23 protein-coding genes and 1 tRNA gene are annotated in these 25,831 nt (G+C 60.8%); 16 read left to right on the top strand and 8 right to left on the bottom strand.

Annotated features, from left to right (window positions below; all coding sequences use genetic code 11):
- Nucleotides 1–82: 82 nt before the first annotated feature.
- On the bottom strand, nt 83–1,303 hold the full coding sequence (locus RCCGE510_RS15805) for an NAD-dependent epimerase/dehydratase family protein (RefSeq protein WP_007631398.1): 1,221 nt from the start codon (nt 1,301–1,303) through the stop codon (nt 83–85).
- A gap of 141 nt (nt 1,304–1,444) precedes the next feature.
- Between RCCGE510_RS15805 and ybgC the strand changes: the two genes are divergently transcribed.
- The 14 genes from ybgC (at nt 1,445) to serA (ending at nt 17,510) form a co-directional block, all read left to right on the top strand.
- Entirely contained in the window at nt 1,445–1,900 is a 456-nt protein-coding gene (gene ybgC, locus RCCGE510_RS15800) for a tol-pal system-associated acyl-CoA thioesterase (RefSeq protein WP_007631396.1), read from the top strand.
- A gap of 376 nt (nt 1,901–2,276) precedes the next feature.
- Nucleotides 2,277–2,996 (top strand): protein TolQ, encoded by a 720-nt coding sequence (tolQ, locus tag RCCGE510_RS15795; RefSeq protein ID WP_007631394.1) that lies wholly within the window; start codon nt 2,277–2,279, stop codon nt 2,994–2,996.
- A gap of 18 nt (nt 2,997–3,014) precedes the next feature.
- The gene (gene tolR, locus RCCGE510_RS15790) at nt 3,015–3,470 is read left to right on the top strand and encodes a protein TolR (protein ID WP_003542730.1); all 456 of its coding nucleotides are present in this window, start codon (nt 3,015–3,017) and stop codon (nt 3,468–3,470) included.
- 8 nt (nt 3,471–3,478) lie between these two features.
- On the top strand, nt 3,479–4,624 hold the full coding sequence (locus RCCGE510_RS15785) for a hypothetical protein (protein ID WP_007631390.1): 1,146 nt from the start codon (nt 3,479–3,481) through the stop codon (nt 4,622–4,624).
- Entirely contained in the window at nt 4,625–5,071 is a 447-nt protein-coding gene (locus RCCGE510_RS15780) for a cell envelope integrity protein TolA (protein WP_007631388.1), read from the top strand. It begins immediately after the preceding gene.
- A 21-nt stretch (nt 5,072–5,092) separates the two neighbouring features.
- On the top strand, nt 5,093–6,400 hold the full coding sequence (gene tolB / locus RCCGE510_RS15775; protein WP_007631387.1) for a Tol-Pal system beta propeller repeat protein TolB: 1,308 nt from the start codon (nt 5,093–5,095) through the stop codon (nt 6,398–6,400).
- Between the two features lie 152 nt (nt 6,401–6,552).
- Nucleotides 6,553–7,086 (top strand): peptidoglycan-associated lipoprotein Pal, encoded by a 534-nt coding sequence (gene pal / locus RCCGE510_RS15770; protein WP_037078891.1) that lies wholly within the window; start codon nt 6,553–6,555, stop codon nt 7,084–7,086.
- A gap of 161 nt (nt 7,087–7,247) precedes the next feature.
- Complete coding sequence (ybgF, locus tag RCCGE510_RS15765; RefSeq protein WP_007631385.1) at nt 7,248–8,237, top strand: tol-pal system protein YbgF; 990 nt, start codon at nt 7,248–7,250, stop codon at nt 8,235–8,237.
- A gap of 11 nt (nt 8,238–8,248) precedes the next feature.
- Complete coding sequence (tilS, locus tag RCCGE510_RS15760) at nt 8,249–9,745, top strand: tRNA lysidine(34) synthetase TilS (protein ID WP_007631384.1); 1,497 nt, start codon at nt 8,249–8,251, stop codon at nt 9,743–9,745.
- 97 nt (nt 9,746–9,842) lie between these two features.
- Nucleotides 9,843–11,771 (top strand): ATP-dependent zinc metalloprotease FtsH, encoded by a 1,929-nt coding sequence (gene ftsH, locus RCCGE510_RS15755; protein WP_007631383.1) that lies wholly within the window; start codon nt 9,843–9,845, stop codon nt 11,769–11,771.
- Between the two features lie 242 nt (nt 11,772–12,013).
- On the top strand, nt 12,014–13,366 hold the full coding sequence (gene glmM / locus RCCGE510_RS15750) for a phosphoglucosamine mutase (protein WP_007631381.1): 1,353 nt from the start codon (nt 12,014–12,016) through the stop codon (nt 13,364–13,366).
- Between the two features lie 260 nt (nt 13,367–13,626).
- The gene (locus RCCGE510_RS15745; protein WP_007631379.1) at nt 13,627–14,463 is read left to right on the top strand and encodes an outer membrane protein; all 837 of its coding nucleotides are present in this window, start codon (nt 13,627–13,629) and stop codon (nt 14,461–14,463) included.
- A gap of 189 nt (nt 14,464–14,652) precedes the next feature.
- Nucleotides 14,653–15,831 carry a phosphoserine transaminase gene (locus RCCGE510_RS15740; RefSeq protein ID WP_007631375.1) on the top strand — a complete coding sequence of 393 codons (1,179 nt, stop codon included), beginning with the start codon at nt 14,653–14,655 and terminating at the stop codon, nt 15,829–15,831.
- Nucleotides 15,832–15,914: 83 nt separating this feature from the next.
- The gene (gene serA, locus RCCGE510_RS15735; protein ID WP_007631373.1) at nt 15,915–17,510 is read left to right on the top strand and encodes a phosphoglycerate dehydrogenase; all 1,596 of its coding nucleotides are present in this window, start codon (nt 15,915–15,917) and stop codon (nt 17,508–17,510) included.
- Between the two features lie 191 nt (nt 17,511–17,701).
- Here the strand turns inward: serA and RCCGE510_RS15730 are convergent, their stop codons facing one another.
- Complete coding sequence (locus tag RCCGE510_RS15730; RefSeq protein ID WP_007631371.1) at nt 17,702–17,965, bottom strand: hypothetical protein; 264 nt, start codon at nt 17,963–17,965, stop codon at nt 17,702–17,704.
- Nucleotides 17,966–18,476: 511 nt separating this feature from the next.
- Between RCCGE510_RS15730 and mnmA the strand changes: the two genes are divergently transcribed.
- Both mnmA and RCCGE510_RS15720 read left to right on the top strand, forming a co-directional pair.
- Entirely contained in the window at nt 18,477–19,676 is a 1,200-nt protein-coding gene (mnmA, locus tag RCCGE510_RS15725; RefSeq protein WP_007631368.1) for a tRNA 2-thiouridine(34) synthase MnmA, read from the top strand.
- 136 nt (nt 19,677–19,812) lie between these two features.
- Nucleotides 19,813–19,889 (top strand) — tRNA-Met (locus RCCGE510_RS15720).
- A 166-nt stretch (nt 19,890–20,055) separates the two neighbouring features.
- Here RCCGE510_RS15720 and RCCGE510_RS15715 read toward each other — a convergent pair.
- The 6 genes from RCCGE510_RS15715 to RCCGE510_RS15690 form a co-directional block, all read right to left on the bottom strand.
- Nucleotides 20,056–20,889 carry a VCBS domain-containing protein gene (locus RCCGE510_RS15715; protein WP_007631366.1) on the bottom strand — a complete coding sequence of 278 codons (834 nt, stop codon included), beginning with the start codon at nt 20,887–20,889 and terminating at the stop codon, nt 20,056–20,058.
- 352 nt (nt 20,890–21,241) lie between these two features.
- Nucleotides 21,242–21,958: an ABC transporter ATP-binding protein gene (locus tag RCCGE510_RS15710; RefSeq protein WP_007631363.1), complete on the bottom strand. Its 717-nt coding sequence runs from the start codon at nt 21,956–21,958 to the stop codon at nt 21,242–21,244.
- Entirely contained in the window at nt 21,939–22,703 is a 765-nt protein-coding gene (locus RCCGE510_RS15705) for an ABC transporter ATP-binding protein (protein ID WP_007631361.1), read from the bottom strand. Before RCCGE510_RS15705 ends, RCCGE510_RS15710 begins: the two co-directional genes overlap by 20 nt.
- Nucleotides 22,700–23,704, bottom strand: coding sequence for a branched-chain amino acid ABC transporter permease (locus RCCGE510_RS15700; protein WP_007631359.1), 1,005 nt, complete (start codon nt 23,702–23,704; stop codon nt 22,700–22,702). The genes RCCGE510_RS15705 and RCCGE510_RS15700 overlap by 4 nt, the downstream gene beginning before the upstream one ends.
- A gap of 1 nt (nt 23,705) precedes the next feature.
- The gene (locus RCCGE510_RS15695) at nt 23,706–24,569 is read right to left on the bottom strand and encodes a branched-chain amino acid ABC transporter permease (protein ID WP_007631357.1); all 864 of its coding nucleotides are present in this window, start codon (nt 24,567–24,569) and stop codon (nt 23,706–23,708) included.
- Between the two features lie 65 nt (nt 24,570–24,634).
- A complete protein-coding gene (locus RCCGE510_RS15690; RefSeq protein WP_007631355.1) occupies nt 24,635–25,807 on the bottom strand; it encodes an ABC transporter substrate-binding protein in 1,173 nt (390 codons plus the stop codon).
- Nucleotides 25,808–25,831 lie beyond the last annotated feature (24 nt).

Below are 25,831 nucleotides of genomic sequence, written 5' to 3'. Positions count from 1 at the left end.
GGGGGTCCCACGGCACACCCTCTCCTTCCCAGGTGGACTGACTTGATGAGGGAGTTCCTATCGAGCCTTCCAACGCAAACACTCATGAGACCGACTTCAGCCGCTTGCCTTCCGGATCGTGATTGATCGTCGCGGCGATATCCCGCGTCCAGGCGGAAACGGCGGGCACACGCGACCGGTCGACGCGATAGGCGAATTTCTTCGCGACGTCGACGATCTCGCCGAGCAGGCCCGCTTCCAGCGTGATCGGTTCGAGGCCGAGATCGCGGAATTTTTCGTTCCGGACGATCAGTTCGTTCTCGGCGGCTTCCTTGCGTGGGTTGGGCAGCCAGGCAATCTCGGCGCCGCTTATCCCCGCGATCATCTGGGCGAGGTCGCGCACCCGGTGGGTTTCGGTCATTTGGTTGAAGATCTCGACGCGCGCGCCGCGAGCCGGCGGGTTCTTCAGCGCCAGCTCGATGCAGCGTACCGAATCCTGGATATGGATGAAGGCGCGGGTCTGGCCGCCGGTGCCGTGTACCGTCAGCGGATAGCCGATCGCCGCCTGAATCAGGAAGCGGTTCAGCACCGTGCCGTAGTCGCCGTCGTAGTCGAAACGATTGATGAGCTGCGCGTGGCGGCGCGTCTGCTCGGTATGGGTGCCCCAAACGATGCCCTGGTGCAGATCGGTGATCCTGAGACCATCGTTCCTCGCATAGAACTGGAAGAGAAGCTGATCCAGGCACTTGGTCATGTGGTAGATCGAGCCGGGGTTGGAGGGATAGAGGATCTCCTGGCTGACCGTCTCGCCGCCTGGAGTTTCGATGCCGACCGGCAGGTAGCCCTCTGGGATGGCAGCGCCGACCGTCGAATAGCCGTAGACGCCCATAGTGCCGAGATGGATGAGATGGGTATCGAGATTGAGCTCGGTCAGCGCGTTCAAAAGGTTGTGCGTGGCGCTGACATTGTTGTTGACCGTGTAGTTCTTGTGGCGGTCGCTTTTCATCGAATAGGGTGCGGCCCGCTGCTCAGCGAAATGGATGACGGCATCCGGGCGGTGTTCGGAAAGCCAGTTCTTCAGCAGTTCGTAGTCCTTGGCGAGATCGATCAGATTGAAATGGATGCGGCGTCCGGTTTCGGCATGCCAGATGCGGGTGCGCTCCTGGATCGAATCCATCGGTGTCAGCGACTGAACGCTAAGTTCCGTGTCGATCCAGCGGCGTGAGAGATTGTCGAGGATATGAATGTCATGCCCGGCATCGGAGAGATGCAGCGACGTTGGCCAGCCAATGAAACCGTCTCCGCCCATAACCGCAATCTTCATCACATCGTCTCCTGATCCGTCGCTCGATATCGGGAATAGTTAGGAATTATGACAATCATTCAATGCCTGCTGGCGGCGCATTCAATGCTTGCCTGTCGGGAAGCGTTGCGCCAAAGAGGGCACCTCAGTTTGGAGAAAATTATGACGGAGCGCCCTTTTTCCATTTCGGGAGAGCTGACCGAGGCCGGGCACCGCCTCGTCCAGCGAGTCTATTATGAAGATACGGACTTCTCCGGCTTGGTCTATCACGCCCGCTACCTGCATTTCCTGGAGCGCGGCCGTACCGATTATCTGCGTTGCCTCGGCGTCGAGCAGCGCGAACTCGTCAGCGCCGACGAGGAGGGCCTGGTATTCGTCGTCCACCGCATGGAGATCGACTTCAAGAGCCCGGCGCGTATGGACGATGTGCTGACGATCCTGACGCACACGGAAAAAGCCGGCGGCGCCAAGATGGTGCTCAATCAACAGATCCGCTCGGGCGAGACGCTGCTGATATCAGCCAAGGTGATCATCGCCGTCATCAACGCCAAAGGGCGGCCGAGGCGGCTGCCTGAAACACTGGCGGTGAAATTCCTGGAAGGCAGCACGCCGCTATAACCGTGACTCGCCCGGATTTCAGGCTTGTAAAAACATGAGTTTCATGTGAAGGAATTCCCGCGCCGCAGGATGAGCGCTCTTTCGGCAGCCGGATCTTGCTCCGGTCAAGTAATCCATGGAATGAAATCTTCCAAAACACAGGCTTACTGTCATAGTTCGGCACTAACGATCTATTAACCATAATAGTGTCTTACTGGGAAAGTCGGAGTTTGTGCGGTGCACGCCTTCCTTTGACCAAATTTGACGGCAAGAAGGCGGAAGATGAGCTTGGAAGCTTGACCAGGGCTTTGGGCGGCGGCCACCGGACACTTCTTGCGAGATCAATTTGTGCCGCCCGGTCCAGCACCGGGCGTTTGGATTCGGGGATTTTGGATCAATGGAACAAGTAGGATTGGCAGCAGCAACGACGGACGTCAGCCTCTGGTCGCTTTTCATGCAGGCCGGTATCGTCGTCAAGCTCGTTATGCTCGGGCTTATCGCAGCCTCGGTGTGGACCTGGGCGATCGTCATCGACAAATACCTCGCCTATGGTCGCGCAAGGCGCCAGTTCGACAAGTTCGAGCAGGTGTTCTGGTCGGGCCAGTCGCTGGAAGAACTCTACCGCTCGCTGTCGGAACGCAGCAATACCGGATTGGCGGCGATCTTCGTGGCCGCCATGCGCGAGTGGAAAAAATCCTTCGAACGGGGCGCCCGCTCGCCGATCGGCCTGCAGATGCGTATCGACCGGGCGATGGATGTGACGCTGTCACGCGAATCGGAATTTCTCGGCGCCCGTCTCGGGTCGCTGGCGACGATCGGTTCGGCCGGTCCGTTCATCGGTCTCTTCGGCACGGTCGTCGGCATCATGACGTCGTTCCAGGCGATCGCCGGTTCGAAGTCGACTAATCTTGCGGTCGTCGCGCCCGGTATCGCCGAAGCGCTGCTTGCGACCGCAATCGGTCTCGTCGCCGCTATTCCGGCGGTTATCGCCTATAACAAGTTCTCTGCCGATGCCGGCAAGCTCTCGGGCCGCATGGAAGGTTTCGCGGATGAATTCTCCGCCATACTTTCGCGCCAGATCGACGAGAAGCTGCAGCCGCGCGCTGCAGCTCAGTAACCAACGGAGTATACTGACATGGGTATGGCTGTTGGAGGCAATGGCGGCGGGGGCGGCGGACGCCGCCGTCGCGGCGGTCGGAACAGGGCCGTGATCTCCGAAATCAACGTGACGCCGCTCGTCGACGTCATGCTCGTGCTTTTGATCATCTTCATGGTCGCGGCACCAATGATGACCGTCGGCGTGCCGATCGACCTGCCGGAAACGCAGGCCAAGGCGCTGAATTCCGAAACGCAGCCGATCACTATCTCCGTCAAGAACGATGGTGAAGTGTTTCTGCAGGAAACGCCGATCCCGGCCGCCGAGATCGCCGCCAAGCTCGAGGCGATCGCCACCACCGGCTATAACGAACGTATCTTCGTGCGCGGCGACGCGACGGCGCCTTACGGCGTCATCGCCGACGTCATGGCCCGTATCCAGGGCGCAGGCTTCAAGAATATCGGCCTCGTGACGCAGCAGAAGAAGGACCAATAGCGTTCAAGATGAAGACCAGCGTCGTCACATCTGCTGTTCTGCACTGTCTGGTGCTTACCTGGGCGATGGTGTCGCTTAGCGCGCCGGAATCCTTCAAGGTGGAGGATTTCGAAGCGATGCCGGTCGATCTCGTGCCGGTGGAATCCATTACCCAGATGCAGCAAGGCGACAAGAAGGCTCCGAAGAAGGAGACTTCCGCGCCGGTGCCGACGACGCGGCCGCCGATCGCGCAGCCGGCCGAGAACGCCGGCGACAACAATGTCGACCTGAAGACGCCGCCGGTTCCGAACGCCAAGCCCAGCAATAGCGAGGCTGCCGCGGCGAATTCGAGCGACAAGCCGATGCCGAAGATCGATCCCAAGCCGAACGACGTCAAGGAGATCGTCAAGGAGGAAACGGAAGTCGAGCAACCAAAGGAAGTCGCTTCCATTCCGCCGCCGAAGCCCGTCGAGGTGACGCCGCCGAAGCCGGAGGAAAAACCGCCGGAAGAACAAGCGAAGCCGGAGGAGCCGCCGAAGCCGGACGCCGAGGCGCTGCCAGACAATGTGCCGACCCCAGTCGCCAAGCCACAGGTAAAGCCGCCGGAACCGCAGAAGCCCGCTGAGAAGCCGCCGGAAAAGACCCCGGATCAGCCTAAGACGGCCGACACGCCGACGGACAAGAAGAAGGCGGATAAGAAGCAGGAAGTGGCGAAATCGGCTTCCTCGATGAAGAGCGACTTCAATGCCGACGAGATTTCGATCTTGCTGAACAAGACCGATCCTTCCGCTGGTGGTGCTAAGCGTTCGACACAGGAGGCATCGCTGGGAGCGAAGAAGAGCAATGGCGGTTCCAAGCTCAGCCAAAGCGAACAGGATGCGCTACAGGGTTTGATCCAGGGTAACTGGCTTATCACCCCGGGAATGGAAGGCCTTTCCGGCATGGTCATCACGGTGCATTTCAAGCTCGATAAAGATGGAAACATTATCGGCCAGCCCGAAATCGAGTCTTCCGGCGGAAGCAGCACCGATTCAACGCGTCGTGCGCTGGAAAGTGGCGCTTACCGTGCCGTGGTGAAGTCTGCTCCCTCGTTCCGCACGACGCTTCCGATGGACAAGTATGACGTGTGGAACGAGGTCGTCCTTAACTTTCATCCCAGCGATATGGGAATTTAAATGCCGAGGAGTCCATTCAATTTCGCGAAGTCTTTCGGACTATACATCGCGCTGACAGGGCTCATCGGCTGCTCCATCTTTCCATTCAATGCGGATGCTGAAACGACCGGTCGAGCGAATGACAGTGCCACTGCGACGCATCTCACTGGGGTGGAGATCGATGCAATGCGGGATGCGATCGAAAATAACTTCTTTGTCGATGGCAGAATGAGCGACGACGGCAATGTATATGCGACGATCCAAGTGAAGCTGGATAGAGACGGCCAGATTGTCGGCGTCCCTGACGTTAAGGCCAGTGGTGGAAGTGAGCGCACACGGAAAAGCTTTGCCGATGCCGGCCTTCGCGCAGTTCGTCGCGCAGCTCCTTTTACAATGCTTCCAAAAGATAAATACGATGGCTGGAAGGAAGTCATTTTGAACTTCGACACCAGCGGTCCTACCCATTAGATGCTGAAAGGCTTGTTTGATATGGTCAAGTGTTCTCTCATCCGCGCTCTGATGGTCATTGCGGGCCTGATTGGGGCTGCAGCCTTTACGACCCCGGCGAACGCGTTGGTCACCCTCGACCTACGAAAAGGCAATGTCCAGCCGATGCCGATTGCGGTGACGGACTTCCAGGGCGACATAGGCGCGCAGGTTTCGCAGGTCATCGCCGCAGACCTGCAGCGTTCCGGCCTGTTTGCCCCGATCAACAAGGCGGCCTTTATCGAAAAGATCTCCAATCCGGATGCTGCGCCGCGCTTTGAGGACTGGAAGGTCATCAATGCACAGGCGCTGGTCACCGGCCGGGTTACCAAGGAAGCGGATGGCCGTCTTCGCGCCGAATTCCGGCTCTGGGACCCGTTCGCCGGGCAGCAGATGACCGGGCAGCAGTTTTATACGCAGCCGGAGAACTGGCGGCGTGTGGCGCACATCATCGCCGATGCGATCTACAAGCAGATCACTGGTGAGGAAGGTTATTTCGACACCCGTGTCGTCTTCGTCTCCGAATCCGGCACCAAACAGCAGCGTAAGCGCCAGCTGGCGATCATGGACCAGGACGGCTTTAACGTGCGGATGCTGACGGATGGCAGTGATCTCGTGCTGACGCCGCGCTTCTCGCCGAGCCGGCAGGAAGTCACCTACATGTCCTTTGCCAACCAGCAGCCGCGCGTCTATCTGCTGCAGCTGGAAACCGGGCAGCGCGAGGTCGTCGGCAATTTTCCCGGCATGACCTTCTCGCCGCGCTTCTCGCCGGATGGCCAGAAAGTGATCATGAGCCTGCAGCAGGACGCTAATTCCAACATCTATACGATGGACCTGCGCTCGCGCACGACGACGCGCCTGACCTCGACGGCGGCGATCGACACTTCGCCTTCCTATTCGCCTGACGGAGCGCGCGTCAGCTTCGAGAGCGACCGCGGCGGCAAGCCGCAGATCTATGTGATGAATGCCGATGGTTCCGGCCAGACCCGTATTTCCTTCGGTGACGGCTCCTATTCGACGCCGGTCTGGTCGCCACGTGGCGATCTCATCGCCTTCACCAAGCAGGCCGGCGGCAAGTTCTCGATCGGCGTGATGAAGCCGGATGGTTCCGGCGAGCGTATCCTGACGACCGGCTTCCACAATGAGGGCCCGACCTGGGCGCCGAACGGCCGCGTGCTGATGTTCTTCCGCCAGGCGGCGGGTGCCGGCGGGCCGCAGCTTTATTCGATTGACCTGACCGGCTACAACGAGCAGGTTGTGAAGACGCCGAGCTACGGTTCCGACCCGGCCTGGTCGCCGCTTATGGAGTAGGCGATGCGCTGCTGCCTTCATCTCGTCCCAAAGTCATGGAATCGAGCGACCAAGGGACAAATCAGTAATTCGTTAACCATAATTTTTGAGGGCCGGTTAACCGAGTGCGGTTACTGTCCGGAAACCCTAATGAACTCGCAAGGAGACCGGCCATGAGCCGAATTCATACCCCGGCAATGAGCCGCATGCAGAATTTCGCCCGCAACCCCGTCATGATCGCCCTTGTTGCCGGTCTGGCGCTCGCAAGCTGCACCAAGAAGCCGCCGAACAGCCCCGGCGATATTGGCCTCGGTGGCGGCGCTGGTGGTTCCGCAACGCCGGGCTCGGCCCAGGACTTCACCGTCAATGTCGGCGACCGCATCTTCTTCGACACCGACTCCTCGTCGATCCGCGCCGATGCTTCGCAGACGCTCGACCGTCAGGCCCAGTGGCTCGCCCGCTACCCGAACTACCAGATCACCGTCGAAGGCCATGCCGACGAACGCGGTACTCGCGAATATAACCTCGCGCTCGGTGCCCGCCGTGCGGCTGCCGCCAAGGATTATCTCGCTTCGCGCGGCGTCCCGGCGCAGCGCCTGAAGACGATTTCCTACGGCAAGGAACGTCCGGTTGCCGTCTGCGACGATATTTCCTGCTGGTCGCAGAACCGCCGTGCTGTCACCGTTCTCGGCGGCGCCGGCATGTAATCTGCCGGTTTAGTTCGTTTTTGGAAAGGCGGTCCCATCAGGGGCCGCCTTTTCTTTTTGACCACACTTTGGCCAGACTCCGTTGCTTTTTGACAGCAATTGGAAAAATCTCCTGTTCGTGCCATCGAGGTGCGAAGAATCACTGGGACAGGACGATACATATGAAGAAACTTGTCGTGGCAGGCATGCTGTGCCTCGCGGCCGTGACCGGGAGCGAGCGGACGGCCTATTCGGCCTCGTTCTTCGGGCTGCATCTTGGCGGGCGATCTGCGGAAAACCAGCCGGCGCCGCCCGTCATCAAGGTGCAGAGCGGCGATGCCGAGGTCCGCGTTCAGCAGCTCGAAGAGCAGTTGCGACAGCTGAACGGCCGGATCGAGGAGATGAGCTTCCAACTGCTGCAGATGCAGGAGACGATCCGCAAGCAGCAGGAGGACAATGAGTTTCGCTTCCAGCAGTTGGAAAAGACGGGCGCCAGCGGCAGTGGTGCCAAAGCTCCTGTCAAGAAGAGCGAGACCGATGCCGCTCCGGCAGCTTCCGGCGGCGACGACATCGCCAAGGTGATCCAAGCACCGCAGGGAGCCGAAACGGCTCCCTCCACCGACGTGCCCAGCAATAGCGGCCTCGGCCAGCCGCCGAAGGAACTCGGCTCGATCGATTTCGATCAGAAGGGCAATGCGATCGGCGGAACTGTCGATGACAACGCCACAATCGGCTCCGGGCCGATTCCCGATGCCAATAGCGGGAAGCCGCAGCAGACCGCTTCGCTCGGTGGTGAGGCGGATCAATACAAGGCGGCCTATGGGCACGTCTTGTCTGGCGATTATAGCACGGCCGAACAGGAATTCACGCAGTACATCACGCGTTACCCGAGCAGCGCTCGTGCGGCAGATGCCAATTTCTGGCTCGGCGAAGCGCTCTATTCGCAGGGCAAGTACAATGAGGCGGCCAAAACCTTCCTCAATGCACATCAGAAATACGGCACGTCGGAAAAGGCGCCTGAGATGCTGCTGAAACTCGGCATGTCGCTTGCCGCTCTCGACAATACCGAGACAGCCTGTGCGACGCTGCGCGAAGTCTCGAAGCGTTATCCCAAGGCTTCGCGTGCCGTCATAAGCAAGGTTGCGAGCGAACAGAAACGCCTCGCCTGCTAAGGCCTTCCGGCGTGTCTCCGGAAGCCCGATCGCTGCAAGAGGCGATCCGCCAGTTTCTCACCTCGCTTCAAAGCCCCGCACGCATTCTCGTCGCGATATCGGGCGGCAGCGATTCCACCGGCCTGCTTCTCCTCCTCGACGAAGCCGTGAAGGCCGCGCCTCATCTCAAAATTTCCCTATGCGCTGCCACCGTCGATCATGCGTTGCGCGCCGGCTCCGCAGACGAGGCGCGTGAAGTCGCAGCCCTCTGCACATCGCTCGGCATTCCCCACACCATCATAATCTGGCAGGGCGACAAGCCGAAAACCGGCATCATGGCCGCCGCCCGTGAGGCGCGTTACGCCCTGCTCGCCGAAGCGGCGGAAGCGCTTAGCGCCGATCTCATCGTCACCGCCCATACGCTCGACGATCAGCGCGAAACACTTGAGATGCGCGGCATGCGATCGGAACAGGTTTCATCAGGCATTGCCGATGCGATACTCTTCAACCGGGATCTCTGGATCCTGCGGCCGCTTCTCTTTTCCAGCCGGGCGGATATCCGCTCTTTCCTCAAAGAGCGGGGCGTGCTGTGGCTCGACGATCCGAGCAATGAGGATGTGAAGTACGAGCGCGTGCGGATCCGCCGGCGGCTTCCGGTCGATGCAGGTCCGGAGAAAAATATCCGCAGGGCCTGGGAAGAGCGACTGGCGCTTTCGGCCAAGGCCACAGATTGGCTGGATCATCACTTCATGCTTCACGGCCGCCTGCTCGGGCAGGTGATGCCTGACGGGTTGCGGCAGGATCGGGCAGTCCTCGACTATGCGCTCGGCCGTCTGACAGCCGTTTTCGGCGGGCAGCCGTTTGCGCCGGGGAGGGCGCACATGGAGCGTATCCTCGCATTTGCCACCGGCGGTAAGTTGGGACGGATGACCGCCGGCAGAGTGGTATTCGATCTCAGGCGTGACGGGCTTTATCTGGCGCGGGAGAGCCGGGGAATATTGCCGCTGGTGTTGCGGCCGGGAGAGGCAGGGGTTTGGGATGGTAGGTTCGATGCGGTAAACGGGTCTGGAATGACGGTAACGATCGAGGCGCAGGCCCCGCGCTCCTCCCTCATTCCTGTGCCAGAGCTTGACCCGAGGGATGTCACAGGAGTCCAGCCACCGCGCGTCGGCGCGGTGAATGACTCAATTGTACGTGAGAGGCCTTCCGCGTCCAAGGATTTGGGCGCGCTGAATTCCTGTGACATCCCTCGGGTCAAGCTCTGGCACAGGAATGAGGGAGGAGAGGGCAGGGACCTTCCCAAGGCGGCATGGAGACGCGCCATCGCCTCGGCGCCGGTGTTATCCGTCGACAGAACCCTTTTATCGCGGGAATCCGCGACGACGATCGACCTCACGCCTTATTTCGCACCCTTCGACCGCTTTTTGACACGATTTGATTTCATCTTTGCCGACAGGCTTTCGGCGGTTTTCGCAACGGCGCCCTATGCGAGGCCGCCTTTAAGAAGTATTGACGGAAAATCCATCTGACCTGGGGGATCGCCTTGGCAATCGCACGGCGCAACCCTATGTTAGAGACGAATAAGACGGTCGCCATGAGGCGGCTGTTCCAGTGCTGGGGAGTTCAATGAACCCTAACTTACGTAATTTCGCCTTGTGGGCGATCATAGCGCTTCTGCTGATCGCCCTTTTCAGTATGTTCCAGACGGCGCCGGCGCAGACGGGCTCCCGCGAAATCCCTTATTCGCAGTTTCTGCGTGAGGTCGACGCGGGCCGCGTGAAGGAAGTCGTGGTCACGGGCAACCGTCTTTCCGGAAGCTATGTTGAAAATGGCACCACCTTCCAGACCTATTCGCCTGTAATCGACGACAGCCTGCTTGATCGCCTGCAGTCCAAGAACGTCCTGGTTTCGGCCCGTCCGGAAACGGACGGTTCATCGGGTTTCCTCAGCTATCTCGGCACGCTTTTGCCGATGCTTCTGATTCTCGGCGTCTGGCTGTTCTTCATGCGGCAGATGCAGGGCGGCTCTCGCGGCGCGATGGGCTTCGGCAAGTCGAAGGCCAAGCTGCTCACTGAAGCGCATGGCCGTGTGACCTTCGAAGACGTCGCCGGCGTCGACGAGGCCAAGCAGGATCTCGAAGAAATCGTCGAATTCCTGCGTGACCCGCAGAAGTTCCAGCGTCTCGGTGGCAAGATCCCGCGCGGCGTGCTGCTCGTCGGTCCTCCGGGCACCGGTAAGACGCTGCTCGCCCGCTCGGTCGCCGGTGAAGCCAACGTGCCGTTCTTCACCATTTCGGGTTCCGACTTCGTCGAAATGTTCGTCGGCGTTGGCGCCAGCCGTGTGCGAGACATGTTCGAGCAGGCGAAGAAGAATGCGCCCTGCATCATCTTCATCGACGAAATCGATGCCGTCGGCCGTCATCGCGGTGCCGGTCTCGGCGGCGGCAATGACGAACGCGAGCAGACGCTCAACCAGCTGCTGGTCGAGATGGACGGCTTCGAGGCGAATGAAGGCGTGATCCTGATTGCCGCCACCAACCGTCCCGACGTTCTTGACCCGGCGCTGCTGCGTCCCGGCCGTTTCGACCGTCAGGTCGTGGTGCCGAACCCCGACATCGTCGGCCGCGAACGCATCCTCAAGGTGCATGCCCGCAACGTTCCGCTGGCACCGAATGTCGATCTGAAGATTCTTGCCCGCGGCACACCCGGGTTCTCCGGCGCCGACCTGATGAACCTCGTCAACGAAGCCGCCCTGATGGCCGCCCGCCGCAACAAGCGCGTCGTCACCATGCAGGAATTCGAAGACGCCAAGGACAAGATCATGATGGGCGCCGAGCGCCGTTCCTCGGCTATGACCGAGGCGGAGAAGAAGCTCACCGCTTATCATGAGGCCGGACACGCCATCACCGCGCTCAACGTCGCCGTCGCCGATCCGCTGCATAAGGCGACGATCATTCCGCGCGGTCGTGCACTGGGCATGGTCATGCAGCTTCCCGAGGGCGATCGCTACTCGATGAGCTACAAGTGGATGGTTTCGCGTCTTTGCATCATGATGGGTGGCCGCGTCGCCGAAGAGCTTACCTTTGGCAAGGAGAACATCACGTCGGGTGCCTCCTCCGACATCGAGCAAGCGACCAAGCTTGCCCGCGCCATGGTCACGCAGTGGGGCTTCTCCGACCAACTCGGTCAGGTCGCCTATGGCGAGAACCAGCAGGAAGTTTTCCTCGGCCACTCGGTTTCGCAGTCGAAGAATGTTTCGGAAGCAACCGCCCAGAAGATCGACAATGAAGTGCACCGCCTGATCGACGAAGCCTATACCCAGGCCCGTACGATCCTGACGGAGAAGCACGACGAATTCGTTGCTCTTGCTGAAGGTCTGCTCGAATACGAGACGCTGACCGGCGAAGAGATCAAAGCGTTGATCCGCGGCGAGAAGCCGTCGCGCGATCTCGGCGATGATTCGCCGCCAAGCCGCTCGGCTGTTCCGAAGGCCGGCGCACGGCCTGCCACCAAGGGTGATGAGCCCGAAGGCGGCCTCGAACCGCAACCGCATTGAGCGCCTAGCACCACCTTGAACAAGGCCGGATTTCCCAGACGGGAGATCCGGCCTTTTCTATTGGTAACGGGATATAATCATTTTTCTTGCTAATTTACGTGCCGATAGCCTCATTTTGTGGCATTCCGCTGAATTAAGGCAAGCATGAATCACGCTCTTGGATTAACGACATTCCATGGAAGCTGGATTCGCTTGGAACGGTGCGCTGCCTTGAATGGCGCGCGGAAAGCGCAGGAGTGCAGATGAAAAGACGCTATTTCGGTACGGACGGTATTCGCGGCCAATCCAACGTCTTCCCGATGACGCCGGATCTCGCCATGCGGGTCGGCATTGCCGCCGGTACGATCTTCCGCCGTGGCAACCACCGCCACCGCGTCGTCATCGGCAAGGATACGCGCCTTTCCGGTTACATGCTTGAGAACGCCATGGTCGCGGGCTTCACGGCCGCCGGTCTCGATGCCTTTATTCTCGGCCCGATTCCGACGCCGGCCGTCGCCATGCTGACGCGCTCGCTGCGCTGCGATATCGGTGTGATGATCTCGGCCTCGCACAATCCTTATGAGGATAACGGCATCAAACTCTTCGGCCCCGATGGTTACAAGCTTTCCGATGAGCTCGAAGCCGAGATCGAGGATCTGCTCGAAAAAGACCTGAACGCTCAGCTTGCGAAATCTGATGACATCGGCCGCGCCAAGCGCGTCGACGGCGTGCATGACCGCTATATCGAACATGCCAAGCGCACGCTGCCGCGTGACGTGACGCTGCAGGGTCTGAGGATCGCCATCGATTGCGCCAATGGTGCTGCCTACAAGGTGGCGCCCGCCGTGCTCTGGGAGCTCGGTGCCGAGGTCGTCACTATCGGCAACGAGCCGAACGGTACCAATATCAATCTCAATTGCGGCTCTACCAGCCCCGTCGCGCTGCAGAAGAAGGTCGACGAGGTGCGCGCCGATATCGGCATCGCGCTCGACGGCGATGCGGACCGCGTCATCATCGTTGACGAAAACGGTTCGATCGTCGACGGCGACCAGCTGATGGCCGTCATCGCCGAGAGCTGGGCCGAGAGCCAGCAGCTGCGCGGCAATGGTATCGTCGCCACCGTGATGTCCAATCTCGGCCTGGAGCGCTTCCTCGACGAGCGCGGCATGGCGCTTGCCCGCACGCGGGTCGGCGACCGCTACGTCGTCGAGCATATGCGCCAGCACAATTACAATGTCGGCGGCGAGCAGTCTGGTCACATCGTGCTTTCGGATTACGGCACGACAGGCGATGGTCTGGTCGCAGCGCTGCAGATCCTGGCCGCAGTCAAGCGGACCGGCCGGACCGTCAGCGAGGTCTGCCGCCGCTTCGAGCCGGTGCCGCAGCTGCTGCGCAATGTCCGCATCAGCGGCGGCAAGCCGCTGGAGGATATCCAGGTGCAGAAGGCGATCGCCGATGCCGAAGCCGAGCTTGCCAAAAACGGCCGCCTCGTCATCCGCCCCTCGGGCACCGAGCCGCTGATCCGCGTCATGGCCGAGGGCGACGACCGCGCCCAGATCGAGCGCATCGTCAACGAGCTGATCGGCACGATCTCGAACGTCCGAACCGCCGCCTGATCCAAACCAGAGCAGACTATCAGAAGCCGGTGCACAAGCGCCGGCTTTTTTCATGCGCGTTCGCGTGTTGCTGCTTTGCCGAGGCCAAGCGGTATTCACGATTCAGTCCGACCCAATGTTCAGGCCGCTACGGCGCCTGAATCACGGTAAACAAGCGTGGTTAAGCAGCTTTTAACGTTTCCCATTCATTATCCATCCGAAGCGTATCAGTTTGGCAGCGATTTGTGCCTGCCGCCTCAACGAATTTTGGAGTGGGATCCATGAAAAGAACCTTGTCCGGCATCTTCGCCGCATTGTTGATCGCGACAAACGCCTATTCCGCGGATCTCGCCCCGGCCGAGCCGATCCCGGAGCAGCCGCCTGAAGTGGCCGTCACCGAAGCGACCGGCTGGTATCTGCGCGGCGATGTCGGTTATGCCTTCACCGATTTGCGTGGGGCCCGCTATTTCCAGGGCAGCAATGCCAGCGAGGTCGATTTCGACCGTGCCGACCTGGACGACGCATGGACGGTCGGCGGCGGTGTCGGTTACCAGATCAACAGCTACCTGCGCACCGATCTGACTTTCGACTATCTCACCCAAGCCGATTTCAAAGGCTCGACGGTCGGGCAGTGCGGCTTCCCCCTGGTGGATTGCACCTCGAGCGACCGCTCCTCGCTGACGGCCTACACGCTGCTGGCCAACGCCTATGTCGATCTCGGCACCTACGGCTATGTCACCCCTTATGTCGGCGCCGGTATCGGCGGTTCCTACGTGAAGTGGAAGAACCTGCGCAACGTCGCCTGCGCCGATGACGGCAGCTTCTGCGACGACCAGGTCACCCATGGCGGCAAGGGCAACTGGCGCTTTACTTACGCCCTCATGGCCGGCGCCTCGATCGACGTCACCTGCAACGTCAAGGCTGATGTCGGCTACCGCTACCTGCATATCGACGGCGGCAACATGTTCGGCTACGCAGAAAACGGTGGCCCGGGCCGCGACAAGGGTCTGAGCGTCCACGAAGCCCGCGTCGGTGCCCGCTATCTGTTCGGCGGCTGCGCCCAGGCGAGTTATGAGCCAGCGCCGGAAATCCCGCTGCAGCAGCCGGTCTACAAGTAAATCCGATAGCATCATATCCGAAAGCCGCCCCTGAACCGGGGCGGCTTTTTCCGTTGCGACCCCCTCGCCTGCGTCAAAATATCTTCTCTCTGCGACACATCGATCTTGACTATGACGCGCCCGATCCATACACACGGCGGCGGGACACCCTTCCCCAACGAAGGGCTTTCTATCTGAGAGGATAGCATCATGGCGAAGACCGCAAAGCCGGACATCCGTCCGAACAATACGCATTTTTCTTCTGGCCCCTGCTCGAAGCGCCCCGGTTGGTCGCTCGACGCTCTTTCCGACGCGGCCCTTGGCCGTTCGCACCGCGCGAAGGTCGGCAAGACCAAGCTCAAGCAGGCCATCGACCTTACCCGTGAAATTCTAGAGGTGCCGGCGGACTACCGTATCGGCATCGTTCCCGCTTCCGATACCGGCGCCGTCGAAATGGCGCTCTGGTCGCTGCTCGGCGAACGCGGCGTCGACATGCTCGCCTGGGAAAGCTTCGGCGCCGGCTGGGTCACCGATGTCGTCAAGCAGCTGAAGCTCAAGGATGTGCGCAAGCTCGAAGCCGGTTACGGCGAGCTTCCGGATCTTTCCGCCGTCGATTTCGACCGCGACGTGGTCTTCACCTGGAACGGCACCACCTCGGGCGTGCGTGTGCCGAACGCCGATTTCATCCCTGCCGACCGCAAGGGCCTGACGATCTGCGATGCCACCTCGGCTGCTTTCGCGCAGCAACTCGATTTCGCCAAGCTCGATGTCGTCACCTTCTCCTGGCAGAAGGTTCTGGGCGGCGAGGGCGCGCATGGCGTCATCATTCTTTCGCCGCGCGCCGTCGAGCGTCTGGTGACCTACACGCCGGCCTGGCCACTGCCGAAGATCTTCCGTATGACTTCGGGCGGCAAGCTGACGGAGGGCATCTTCCAGGGCGAGACGATCAACACGCCGTCGATGCTCTGCGTCGAGGACTATATCGACGCGCTTGTCTGGGCCAAGGGCCTCGGCGGCCTGAAGGCGCTGATCGCGCGCGCCGATGCCAATGCCAAGGTCATCCACGATTTCGTGGCCGCCAACGACTGGATCGCCAATCTCGCCGTCAAGGCGGAAACGGCTTCCAACACCTCGGTCTGCCTGAAGATCGTCGACAAGGATATCGCGGCGCTCGACGACGACGGCCAGGCGAATTTCGCCAAGGGGCTGGTCGGCCTCTTGGAAAAGGAAGGTGTCGCCTATGACGTCGGCCATTATCGCGACGCGCCGTCCGGCCTGCGCATCTGGGCCGGCGCCACGATCGAGGCATCCGACATGCAGAAGCTGATGCCCTGGCTTTCCTGGGCCTTCGAAACGCAGAAGGCGCAGCTCGGCCAGGCTGCCGCCTGACGTGATCGCATCCGGCTCCGCCCCAGGGCGGAGCCCAGCATTCTCATTTCATCCATCGCTGAACACTTTTGAAGGAGGCCACAATGGCACCTCGCGTTCTCGTATCCGACGAATTGTCGGAAACCGCCGTCCAGATCTTCCGCGACCGCGGCGTCGAAGTCGATTTCGAACCGCAGCTCGGCAAGGACAAGGACCGTCTGCTCGACGTCATCGGCAAGTATGATGGCCTGGCCATCCGCTCCGCCACCAAAGTGACGGAAAAGATCATCCAGGGTGCGACAAACCTCAAGGTCGTCGGCCGCGCCGGCATTGGCGTCGACAATGTCGATATTCCGGCCGCTTCGCGCCGCGGCATCATCGTCATGAACACGCCCTTCGGCAACTCGATCACGACGGCCGAACATGCGATCGCGCTGATGTTCGCAGTCGCTCGCCAGCTTCCGGCAGCCGATACCTCGACGCAGGCCGGCAAATGGGAGAAGTCGAAGTTCATGGGTGTCGAGATCACCGGCAAGACGCTCGGCGTCATCGGCGCCGGCAATATCGGCTCCATCGTCTGCGCCCGCGCCATCGGCCTCAAGATGCATGTCGTCGCATACGATCCGTTCCTCTCCAAGGAGCGCGCCGAGGAGATGGGCGTCACCAAGGTCGAGCTGGAAGAGCTTTTCGCCCGCGCCGATTTCATCACGCTGCACGTGCCGATGACCGACAAGACGCGCGGCATCCTCAACAAGGAAGCGCTGGCAAAGACCAAGCCGGGGGTGCGGATCATCAACTGCGCCCGTGGCGGCCTGGTCGACGAAGCAGCCCTTGCCGAAGCGATCAAGTCCGGTCATGTCGCCGGTGCCGCCTTCGACGTCTTCGAAGTCGAGCCCGCCAAGGAAAGCCCGCTCTTCGGCCTGCCGAACGTCGTCTGCACCCCGCATCTCGGCGCCTCGACGACCGAGGCGCAGGAAAACGTCGCCCTGCAGGTGGCCGAACAGATGGCGGATTACCTCGTCAAGGGGGCGGTCTCAAACGCCATCAACATGCCGTCGATCACGGCTGAGGAAGCGCCGATCCTGAAGCCCTTCATCCGCCTTGCCGACGTTCTCGGCGCCTTCGTCGGCCAGGTCACCGAGGAGCCGATCAAGGAAATCGAAATCCTCTATGACGGCATCACCGCCAACATGAACACGCGGGCGCTGACCAGCGCGGTACTCGCCGGTCTGATCCGCCCGCAGGTCGCCGACGTCAACATGGTTTCGGCGCCGATCATGGTCAAGGAAAAGGGCGTCGTACTTTCCGAGGTCAAGCGCGACAAGACAGGCGTATTCGACGGTTACATCAAGCTGACGGTGACGACCGAAAGCATGACGCGCTCGGTCGCCGGCACGGTGTTTTCGGATGGCAAGCCGCGCTTCATCCAGATCAAGGGCATCAACCTCGATGCCGATGTCGGCTCGCACATGATCTACATCACCAATACCGACGTTCCCGGTATGATCGGCTTCATCGGCATGACGCTCGGTACCGCCGGCGTCAACATCGCCAACTTCCAGCTCGGCCGCGACAAGCAGGGCGGTGACGCCATCGCGCTGCTCTATGTCGACGGCAAAGTTGAAGACGGCGTGCTTGCGCAGTTGACGGCCAACCAGGCCATCCGCCAGGCGAAGCTGCTCACCTTCAACATCGATTGAGCTTTGCCCTCCCAAGGCAAGACACGGAAAACCCGGCGCGGTAAATCGCGCCGGGTTTTCCGAATCAAAAGCGGATGAGGCTTAAGCGTGATGCCGAAAAGTGTGTGGTTTTCTTATGACATCATGCTCTAGCTATTTGATGTAGAACAGGATTCACGTTTTAGGCCGATCAGGCCTAAAATCATCCTGTTTTAGTGGTGCCGACGTCGGCGGACGATCCTGCCGAGACGGGCGGCGTCGTCCTGCGCCTCGGTGCGATGCAGGAAGGCGAGCCGGCTTCCGTCAAAACCCTGGAAGAATTCGTCCCAGGAAATTTCTTCCCCTGGTTCCGAAGAGAAATCGACGCCAACGGTTTCGCTGTCCCGGGCATCCTTGATACGGGCGGGATGGCCGCCGCGTTCCTCGATCCAGTGTTTGATCCTGCTGTAATCCGCTGTCGTGCCGAACCTGGCCATGAAACCCTCCGCAGAAATTCGATTGCGACATTCCTCACCCGCAACGCATGAGGGAGGGAAATGTTCCATCGCGTTTAAGTTATTTGTCGAATGATTTTCGGCTGAGCCGGCCCTGCTTCAAGCATTCGTTATTTTGAGAACTGCGGCCGAACCGGCATAATTCCCATGGGCTGGAAAGGAGGATGTCTATGAAACGCTATTCATTCTCGATAATCGGACTGGCGCTCGTAACCGCCATCATCGCCAATCCGAGCATCGCATTCGCCTGCAACAAGCTGATCGGCACCTGAGAGCCGCACCCCCGCTCCAAGGCGCGGCTTCGGCTGCGCCTTGCTTTGCGCTGGGAATGCCAAATCATCGGCTGTTCGAGGCCCCCTCTTGCGTCTGGGTACAATCCTTTCTATATCGGTTCCTCATCGAGAAATGGCGGCCGATCCCGCCTGATATCGGCAAATCCGCCGCAATTGCAGCGCAAGGGCGGATTTGGCCCAAGCAGAATTTGGCACCACCGTTGAACACACTGGATTTTGACAAGCAGCCGGAAGAGACCCGTGTCGTCGTCGCCATGTCGGGCGGCGTCGATTCATCCGTCGTCGCCGGCCTTCTCAAACAGCAGGGTTACGACGTTCTCGGCATTACGCTGCAGCTTTACGATCACGGCGCCGCCGTTCACCGCGCCGGTTCCTGCTGCGCCGGCCAGGACATCGATGATGCGCGCCGCGTCTGCGAAACACTCGGTATTCCGCATTATGTCCTCGATTACGAAAAGCGCTTTCGCGAGACGGTGATCAATCCTTTCGCAGAAAGCTATGTGGCCGGCGAAACGCCGATCCCTTGCGTGTCCTGCAACCAGACCGTCAAGTTCGCCGATCTCCTGGCGACCGCAAAGGAGCTCGGCGCCGATGCTTTGGCGACCGGTCACTATATCCGCTCGGGACCGAACCCAACGCCGGAAAATCCCGGCCGCCGCGCGCTTTTCCGCCCGGCCGACGCCGACCGAGACCAAAGCTATTTCCTGTTCGCGACGACGCAGGAACAGATCGACTATCTGCGCTTTCCCCTCGGCGGCCTGCCGAAGGCCGAGACCCGCAGGCTTGCCGAAGAGATGGGCCTCGTCGTCGCCAAGAAGGCCGACAGCCAGGACATCTGCTTCGTGCCGCAGGGCAAATATTCCGACATCATCACCAAGCTGAAGCCGAATGCGGCTCTTGCCGGTGAGATCGTCCATCTCGACGGTCGCATATTGGGAAGCCATGAAGGCATCCTGCACTTCACCATCGGCCAGCGTCGCGGCATCGGCATCGCCACCGGCGAGCCGCTCTACGTCGTCTTTCTCGACGCCCGCTCGCGCCGCGTCATCGTCGGACCGAAGGAGGCGCTGGAAACCCACCGCGTCTACCTGCGCGACGTCAACTGGCTGGGCGACGAAACGCTGGCGCAAGCCGCTTCCGGCAATGGCTTTGCCTGTTACGCCAAAGTCCGCTCGACGCGGGCGCCGGCACCGGCCGTGCTGCATGTCGATGCGAACGGCACCTATGTCGACCTGACGGTCGCCGAGGCGGGCATCGCGCCCGGTCAGGCCTGTGCGCTTTATTCCGCACCTGGCGACAATGCCCGGGTCTTCGGCGGTGGTTTTATCGAGCGCTCGGAGCGGGAACCCTCGGCGGAAGCTTCGCTGAAGGCTCTTTTGGCCAGCCCCGTCGCCGCTTGAAATCAATCGGAGAGGGCAGGCGTCAAAGCCCACCGTTTTTCTCGATCATGCGCTTGACACAAAGCCGAAGCGCACCTTATAAGCCGCTCATCCCACGAGCCCGCTGCGCTTCGCGAGCAGGTATCGTTTGACCAGTGGCGGAGTAGCTCAGTAGGTCAGAGCAGAGGAATCATAATCCTTGTGTCGGGGGTTCAAATCCCTCCTCCGCTACCAGTCAAATCTCCAACAATATCAACAGTCGACGAGATCTTACTTCGGTTTTGGGCGTTTCCCTGTGTCGCCCAATAGGCGGGATAAAGGCGATGGGCGGGTTCGATCGCCAAATGGTTTCACCCGTATGCGAGGGCAGCGCGGGAAACCCGCGCCATCCATGCACCAGTCAAACGATGAAATGAAAATTGTCGTATCGCGCGCCATAATAATCCGGGCCGCTCGTCTCTGTGATGACGGGTTCGGTGTCGAGCACGAGATAGTCGATCGGGCCGTAGGCGCTGAGATCGATCACTTGCGGGTCGTGAATGCTGTCGGCGGTCACGTTGACCGTGACCAGGAATACGGTATCGCCGTTCAGCTTGCCTTCGACCGTTAGAACGTTGTCATAGTGCGATGTCCCGTTTGCTACGCTGAACTGCTCGATCTGGAAGGTGCCGCCATCGGCGGCTTGGATGGGTGTCCAGAACACGCCGCCTGCGAGAGAATGGTTGCCGTCGACTTCCTTGTGTACCGTTGCGTCGTCACCATCGTGCCAAGCGCCCCAATCGAAGCCCTTGTAACCCGTGGGGAAGTCGTGTTTGCCGACATCCTCGAAGTTGACGAAGACGTCGCCGCGTTCCGGCAAGTCGACCGCGATATTGAGCAGGCCGAAGTCGGTGGCGCCTTTGCCATCCGAGATCTTGAAATTGAACTGGTCGACGAGTTGATCTCCGGGGCCGAGCGCCGATACCACCGGGTTGGAATGATCGAGTTCATAGGTGTAGTTACCGTTGGAATAGACGGTCAGTGTGCCGTATTTTCCCTCGACTGTCGTCGTCGTGGCAGGGCCGTCAGGATCGGCGGGTTGCTGGATTCGCTGTCCATTCACGAAGTTGAGACGCACCCGATCTCCATCGGCATCCGTGGAACTGGTGTTTTCCAGGATGTCGCCGTCAATCGGATTGTCGATATTGAAAATAGGCAGGTATACGTCACCTGCGACCGGCTTATGGTTTGCCATTTCTACCTCCCGTGTGATTATCGTTCCGAATATGCAACCTGGTCGGGTGGCTTGGCAATGTCAATTGCCGAAGCATAAGATTAGTTCGTCTACTTAAACCGGCAAATTCGACTGCCTGCAGCTCACGGCACCAGGCGAAGAAGGCAGTGTTGACGTCCGTCCTGCTTATAATTCAAGTTTTGGTGCTGCGGCTGTCTCCTCGCCGGCGGCAGAAGCATTCCCGGCAGGTAATAATGATTGGCCAAGGATGACGTCGTCATGACGATATACTGAAGGAGTTGCTCGGCGCGCCAAGAGCAACCTTGGGGCGGAACGGAGACAATCGGCAGCCGGAGCTTCTGTCGAGCATCAATCAATGCAGGCCGCCGACCCCCAGCAGGCTCTCGACGGTATCGTGATCTCTGGACAGTGTTTCCGGCGTTCCCACCCAGGCCAGCCTGCCTCGCTCGAGGATGACGACTTGATCGGCGAAATCGAGTGCGCTCTGGATGCGCTGTTCCACAAGCAGAATGGTCATGTCGCCTGACTTGGCGAGTTCGGTAAAGGCAACCATTAGCTCCTCGCAGATAACCGGTGCCAGGCCCTCCAGCGGTTCGTCGAGCAGCAGGACGGACGGGCGGCCGAGAATGGTTCTTGCGGTGGAAAGCATCTGCTGCTCGCCGCCAGAGAGCTGGCTGCCGAGGTTGCGGCGGCGCTCCTTCAGGCGCGGGAACATGGCGTAGGCCTCCTCCAGCGCCGTCTTCGGCCGCGCCTTCAGGCCGACGAAAAGGTTCTCCTCGACCGTCAGCGTCGGGAAGACGCAACGGGTCTGCGGCACATATCCGAGACCCTTGTGCGCGCGTGCCGCGCTCGGTGCGGCGGCGATATCCGCAGCGCCGAGACGGATGTGGCCCTCATATCGCCTGGTCTGTCCGGCAAGCGTCGCCAGGAGCGTTGTCTTGCCCATGCCGTTGCGGCCGAGCAAAGCAAGCCGGCCGCCTGCCGGCACGGAGAAGGAAATGCCTTCGAGCACGCGGGTCGGCCCATACCCGGCCGACAGGTTTTCGACCTCAAGCGACAGGGCCGGCATTGGCATAACTCCCGAGATAAGCCTCGCGCACACGCGCATCCTTGGTGACGTCTTCAGGCCGGCCGTCGAAGATGATGGCGCCTGATGCAAGCACGATGACGCGTTTTGCAAAACGGAAGACGAGATCCATGTCGTGCTCGATCATCAGCACGGCGAGGTCGGCGGGCAGATCGGCCAGCGCCTGCTCGATGCGGCCGGTATCGCTCTGCGGCACGCCGGCCGCCGGCTCGTCGAGCAGCAGCACTTTCGGTTTCAGCGCCAGTGCCACGGCGATCTCCAGAAGCCGCTGCTGGCCATAGGCGATCTCGCTGACCTTGCAGTGCATCAGTGATGCCAGCCCGAGTTTTCCAAGGAGATCGTCGACCTCGGCCATGACATCGGGCATTCGAAAGAAATTTCCAAAAGCGCGCCCGGTCTTTCCGTCCCGTTGAAGAATGGCAAGTCCCACATGTTCGGCCGGCGTCATGTCGTGGAACAGCCGCGTCACCTGAAAAGAGCGGACAAGGCCGCGTTTGACCCTGCCGATCGCATCGACCTTCGTCACCCTCTCGCCGCCGAGGTGGACCTCGCCGGAATCGGGGGCGAGGTTGCCGGTTACGAGATTGACGAAGGTGGTCTTGCCGGCGCCATTCGGGCCGATCAGCGCGATGCGGTCGCCTGGCGACATCGCCAGCGAGACGTCATTGGTGACGGCAAGGCCGCCAAAGGCTTTCCTGAGATTGGCGACTTCGAAGACCGGGCTCATGAGCGCTGCTCCCTGCGGCGGTCCATGAAGGCCGCGGCTGTGCCATACAGGCCTTTCGGCGCGAAGAGCACGACGGCAATCAGCAGCGCGCCGACCATGGTCAGCCAATGGAAGGGATTGGCGGCGGAGACATAATCCTCGAAGAGCATGAAGATGACAGTGCCGGAGAGCGCCCCGAAGAGAGAGCCGGTGCCGCCGAGGACCAACATGACCAGCGCTTCGGCTGATTGCGTGAAAGACAGGCTGTCGAGGCCAACGACCTGTGTCGAGATCGCATTCAAGGCGCCGCCAACCCCGGCGACGGCGCCTGAGATGACGTACATCCTGATGAGCGCCGCCTTCGGCGAAGCGCCCATGGCGCGGACGCGCAATGGGTCCTGCTTGATGGCGCGGCAGAGCATGCCGAAAGGCGAGCGGACCAGCCATCGCAGCAGCACGAAGACAACAAGCAGCAGCGACATGCCGAAGAAGAAGGCGGTGTGACCGTAAAGATCGAATTCGAAAAGGCCGAAGACCGGGTCCGGCGCGATGCCGGAAAGCCCATCGCTGCCGCCTGTCCATGACGAAGCCTTGTTGGCAAATTCATGGAAGAGGTTGATGAGGGCAATCGACAGCACGAGCTGCGGCAGCCCATGCGCCCGCAGAATGATCGCGCCGCTGAGCAGCCCGGCAAACGCGCCGCCGGCAATGCCGGCCAACATCATCAGCAGCGGATCGTTGATACCGTAATGCGCCGACAAGATACCGGCGGCATAGGCGCCGGACCCGAACAACGCGGCATGGCCGAGGGTGGCGACGCCGCAATAGCCGGTCACGAGGTCGACCGACAGAACGAGCAGCGCGATGGTGATCATCCGGGTCAGAAGCGCCAGATTATCGGGAAACGCGAAATAGCCGATTGCGGCGATGGCTGTCATAACCGCTATCGCGGCGATATCGCCGCCGAGAAATCCGCGCCGGCGCTGGAGACGTTCGCTGTCGTCGTTGATTGCAAGCGCCATGTTATTTCGCCCTTCCGGCAAGGCCGCGCGGGAAGACGCAAATGATCGCGATCACGGCGAGGTAGAAGAAAAATTCGCCGAATTCAGGCATCAGATACCGTCCTGTCGTATCGATCGCTCCAAGCAGCAGGCAGGCGATCAGCGCGCCCGGAATGGACCCCGCGCCGCCGACGGAGACGACAACCAGGAAGGTGACCATGTAGCGCAACGCGTAATAAGGTTCGACGGGCAGGAGTTCGGCGCCGACCACGCCGCCGAAAGCGGCAAGCCCGACGGCGACGGCAAAGCTTACCGCGTAGATGATCTCGGTGCGCACGCCGAGAGCCGCAGCCATCGCCGCATCGTCGACGGAGGCGCGCAGTTTGACGCCGAAGCTGGTCCTTTCGATCGCAAACCAGAGCGCCAGCGCAACAGCCAGGCCGCAAAGGATGGCGAAAAGCCGGTGAACGGGAATGGTGCGGAAGCCGAGATCGGCCGATCCCTGCAGCGTCGCGGGAAGCGGTATGGTCTTCAGCGTCGGCCCCATCGCGTAATTGGCGATGCCGATGACGCAGAAGGTGATGCCGATCGTCATCAGCACCTGCGTCAGTTCAGGCGCACCGTAGATCCGGCGGTAGAGGAAACGTTCGAGCGGGATTGCGATGATGATTGTGACGACCACCGCGGCGAGGACCGTTGCGGCATAACCGAGGCCGAGGTCTCGAGCGGCATAGGAGGCGATATAGCCGCCGATCATCGCGAAGGCGCCGTGCGCCAGATTGACGACGCGCATCAGTCCCATGGTCACGGAAAGGCCGATCGATATCACGAAGAGCACCATGCCATAAGCGAAGGCGTCGACGGCTATGCTGAAGACTGTCTGCATGGAAATACCTTGCTTCGATGCGACGGGCTCGGGCTGCGAGCCCGTCGCTTGTCGGGATGCCGGATTTACTTCACCGCCGCCAGGCCGGGATCGCCCTGCTTCTCGAAGGTCTGAATCTCCTTGTTGATGTAGGTCCCGTCATCGGCTTTGGCGACTTCGCGCAGATAGATATTCTGCGTGATGTGGCGGCTTTCCGGATCGATCGAAACCGGGCCGCGCGGGCTTACCCAGGCAAGGCCCTTGACCGCATCGACAGCCTTCTCGGCATCCTGCTTGCCGCCTGTCGCCTCGATCATCTTGTAGATGACATACATGCCGTCATAGGCGCTGACCGCGGGGAAGGAGAGTTCGGCCTTGTTGCCGATCGCCTTGGCGGCAGCCTCGACGAAGGCCTTATTCTCAGGCGAGTCGTGCGACACGGCATAGTGGAAGGTGGTCTGGATGCCGAGCGCGGCTTCACCCAGCGCCGGCAGGTCGGATTCCTGCGTCAGATCTCCAGGCGCAAAGAACTTGATGCCGGCGGCCTTCAGGCCGTTTTCATTGTAAGCCTTGACGAAGCCGAGCGTCGTCGGGCCTGACGGCAGGAAGGCGAAGACGCCCTCGGCTCCGGAATCCTTGATGCGTTGCATGATCGGGCTGAAATCGTTGGTGGCAAGCGGTATGCGGATCGCCTCGACCACCTGGCCGCCGGCCTTTTCGAAGCCGGTCTTGAAGGCATTCTCGGCGTCGATGCCCGGGCCGTAGTCGCTGACGACCGAGATCACCTTCTTGACGCCGGCGTCGAAGGCGACTTTGGCGATCGGCGTCGAGGTCTGCCAGGTGGTGAACGAGGTGCGAACGACGAGCGGGCTCTTGGTGACGATCGCCGAGGTGGCGGCGTTCATGATGACCATCGGCACGTTGCCCTGCTTCAGGATCGGGGTCACCGCCATGGCATCGGGGGTGAAATAGAAGCCGGCGAGATACTGGACCTTTTCCTTGACGATCAGTTCCTGCGCCAGCGCCTTGGATTGGGCGGGATCGGCCTGCGGCACGTCGCGATAGACGATCTCGACGGTGTCGCTGCCGACCTTGTTGCCGTTAACGGCCATATAGGCGTCGATGCCGGCCTTGAAGTTCTTGCCCTGGAGCGCGAACGGACCGGAAAACGGGCCGACGACGCCGACCTTGATGGTGTCGGCATAGGCGCTCGTGCCGATGGCGATTGCCGCAGCGGCGGCCAGAAGCAGTTTTTTCATTTCTCTCTCCCTTGTTGGCGCACT

The organism is Rhizobium sp. CCGE 510, from assembly GCF_000292525.1.
In the GTDB taxonomy this organism is placed as follows: domain Bacteria; phylum Pseudomonadota; class Alphaproteobacteria; order Rhizobiales; family Rhizobiaceae; genus Rhizobium.
This window is presented reverse-complemented; position numbering and strand designations above follow the sequence as displayed.

Coding starts and splice junctions, on each gene's coding strand:
- RCCGE510_RS15805 (WP_007631398.1), bottom strand. CDS start 1,303: ATGAAGATTGCGGTTATGGGCGGAGACGGTTTCATTGGCTGGCCAACG.
- ybgC (WP_007631396.1), top strand. CDS start 1,445: ATGACGGAGCGCCCTTTTTCCATTTCGGGAGAGCTGACCGAGGCCGGG.
- tolQ (WP_007631394.1), top strand. CDS start 2,277: ATGGAACAAGTAGGATTGGCAGCAGCAACGACGGACGTCAGCCTCTGG.
- tolR (WP_003542730.1), top strand. CDS start 3,015: ATGGGTATGGCTGTTGGAGGCAATGGCGGCGGGGGCGGCGGACGCCGC.
- RCCGE510_RS15785 (WP_007631390.1), top strand. CDS start 3,479: ATGAAGACCAGCGTCGTCACATCTGCTGTTCTGCACTGTCTGGTGCTT.
- RCCGE510_RS15780 (WP_007631388.1), top strand. CDS start 4,625: ATGCCGAGGAGTCCATTCAATTTCGCGAAGTCTTTCGGACTATACATC.
- tolB (WP_007631387.1), top strand. CDS start 5,093: ATGGTCAAGTGTTCTCTCATCCGCGCTCTGATGGTCATTGCGGGCCTG.
- pal (WP_037078891.1), top strand. CDS start 6,553: ATGAGCCGAATTCATACCCCGGCAATGAGCCGCATGCAGAATTTCGCC.
- ybgF (WP_007631385.1), top strand. CDS start 7,248: ATGAAGAAACTTGTCGTGGCAGGCATGCTGTGCCTCGCGGCCGTGACC.
- ftsH (WP_007631383.1), top strand. CDS start 9,843: ATGAACCCTAACTTACGTAATTTCGCCTTGTGGGCGATCATAGCGCTT.
- glmM (WP_007631381.1), top strand. CDS start 12,014: ATGAAAAGACGCTATTTCGGTACGGACGGTATTCGCGGCCAATCCAAC.
- RCCGE510_RS15745 (WP_007631379.1), top strand. CDS start 13,627: ATGAAAAGAACCTTGTCCGGCATCTTCGCCGCATTGTTGATCGCGACA.
- RCCGE510_RS15740 (WP_007631375.1), top strand. CDS start 14,653: ATGGCGAAGACCGCAAAGCCGGACATCCGTCCGAACAATACGCATTTT.
- serA (WP_007631373.1), top strand. CDS start 15,915: ATGGCACCTCGCGTTCTCGTATCCGACGAATTGTCGGAAACCGCCGTC.
- RCCGE510_RS15730 (WP_007631371.1), bottom strand. CDS start 17,965: ATGGCCAGGTTCGGCACGACAGCGGATTACAGCAGGATCAAACACTGG.
- RCCGE510_RS15715 (WP_007631366.1), bottom strand. CDS start 20,889: ATGGCAAACCATAAGCCGGTCGCAGGTGACGTATACCTGCCTATTTTC.
- RCCGE510_RS15710 (WP_007631363.1), bottom strand. CDS start 21,958: ATGCCGGCCCTGTCGCTTGAGGTCGAAAACCTGTCGGCCGGGTATGGG.
- RCCGE510_RS15705 (WP_007631361.1), bottom strand. CDS start 22,703: ATGAGCCCGGTCTTCGAAGTCGCCAATCTCAGGAAAGCCTTTGGCGGC.
- RCCGE510_RS15700 (WP_007631359.1), bottom strand. CDS start 23,704: ATGGCGCTTGCAATCAACGACGACAGCGAACGTCTCCAGCGCCGGCGC.
- RCCGE510_RS15695 (WP_007631357.1), bottom strand. CDS start 24,569: ATGCAGACAGTCTTCAGCATAGCCGTCGACGCCTTCGCTTATGGCATG.
- RCCGE510_RS15690 (WP_007631355.1), bottom strand. CDS start 25,807: ATGAAAAAACTGCTTCTGGCCGCCGCTGCGGCAATCGCCATCGGCACG.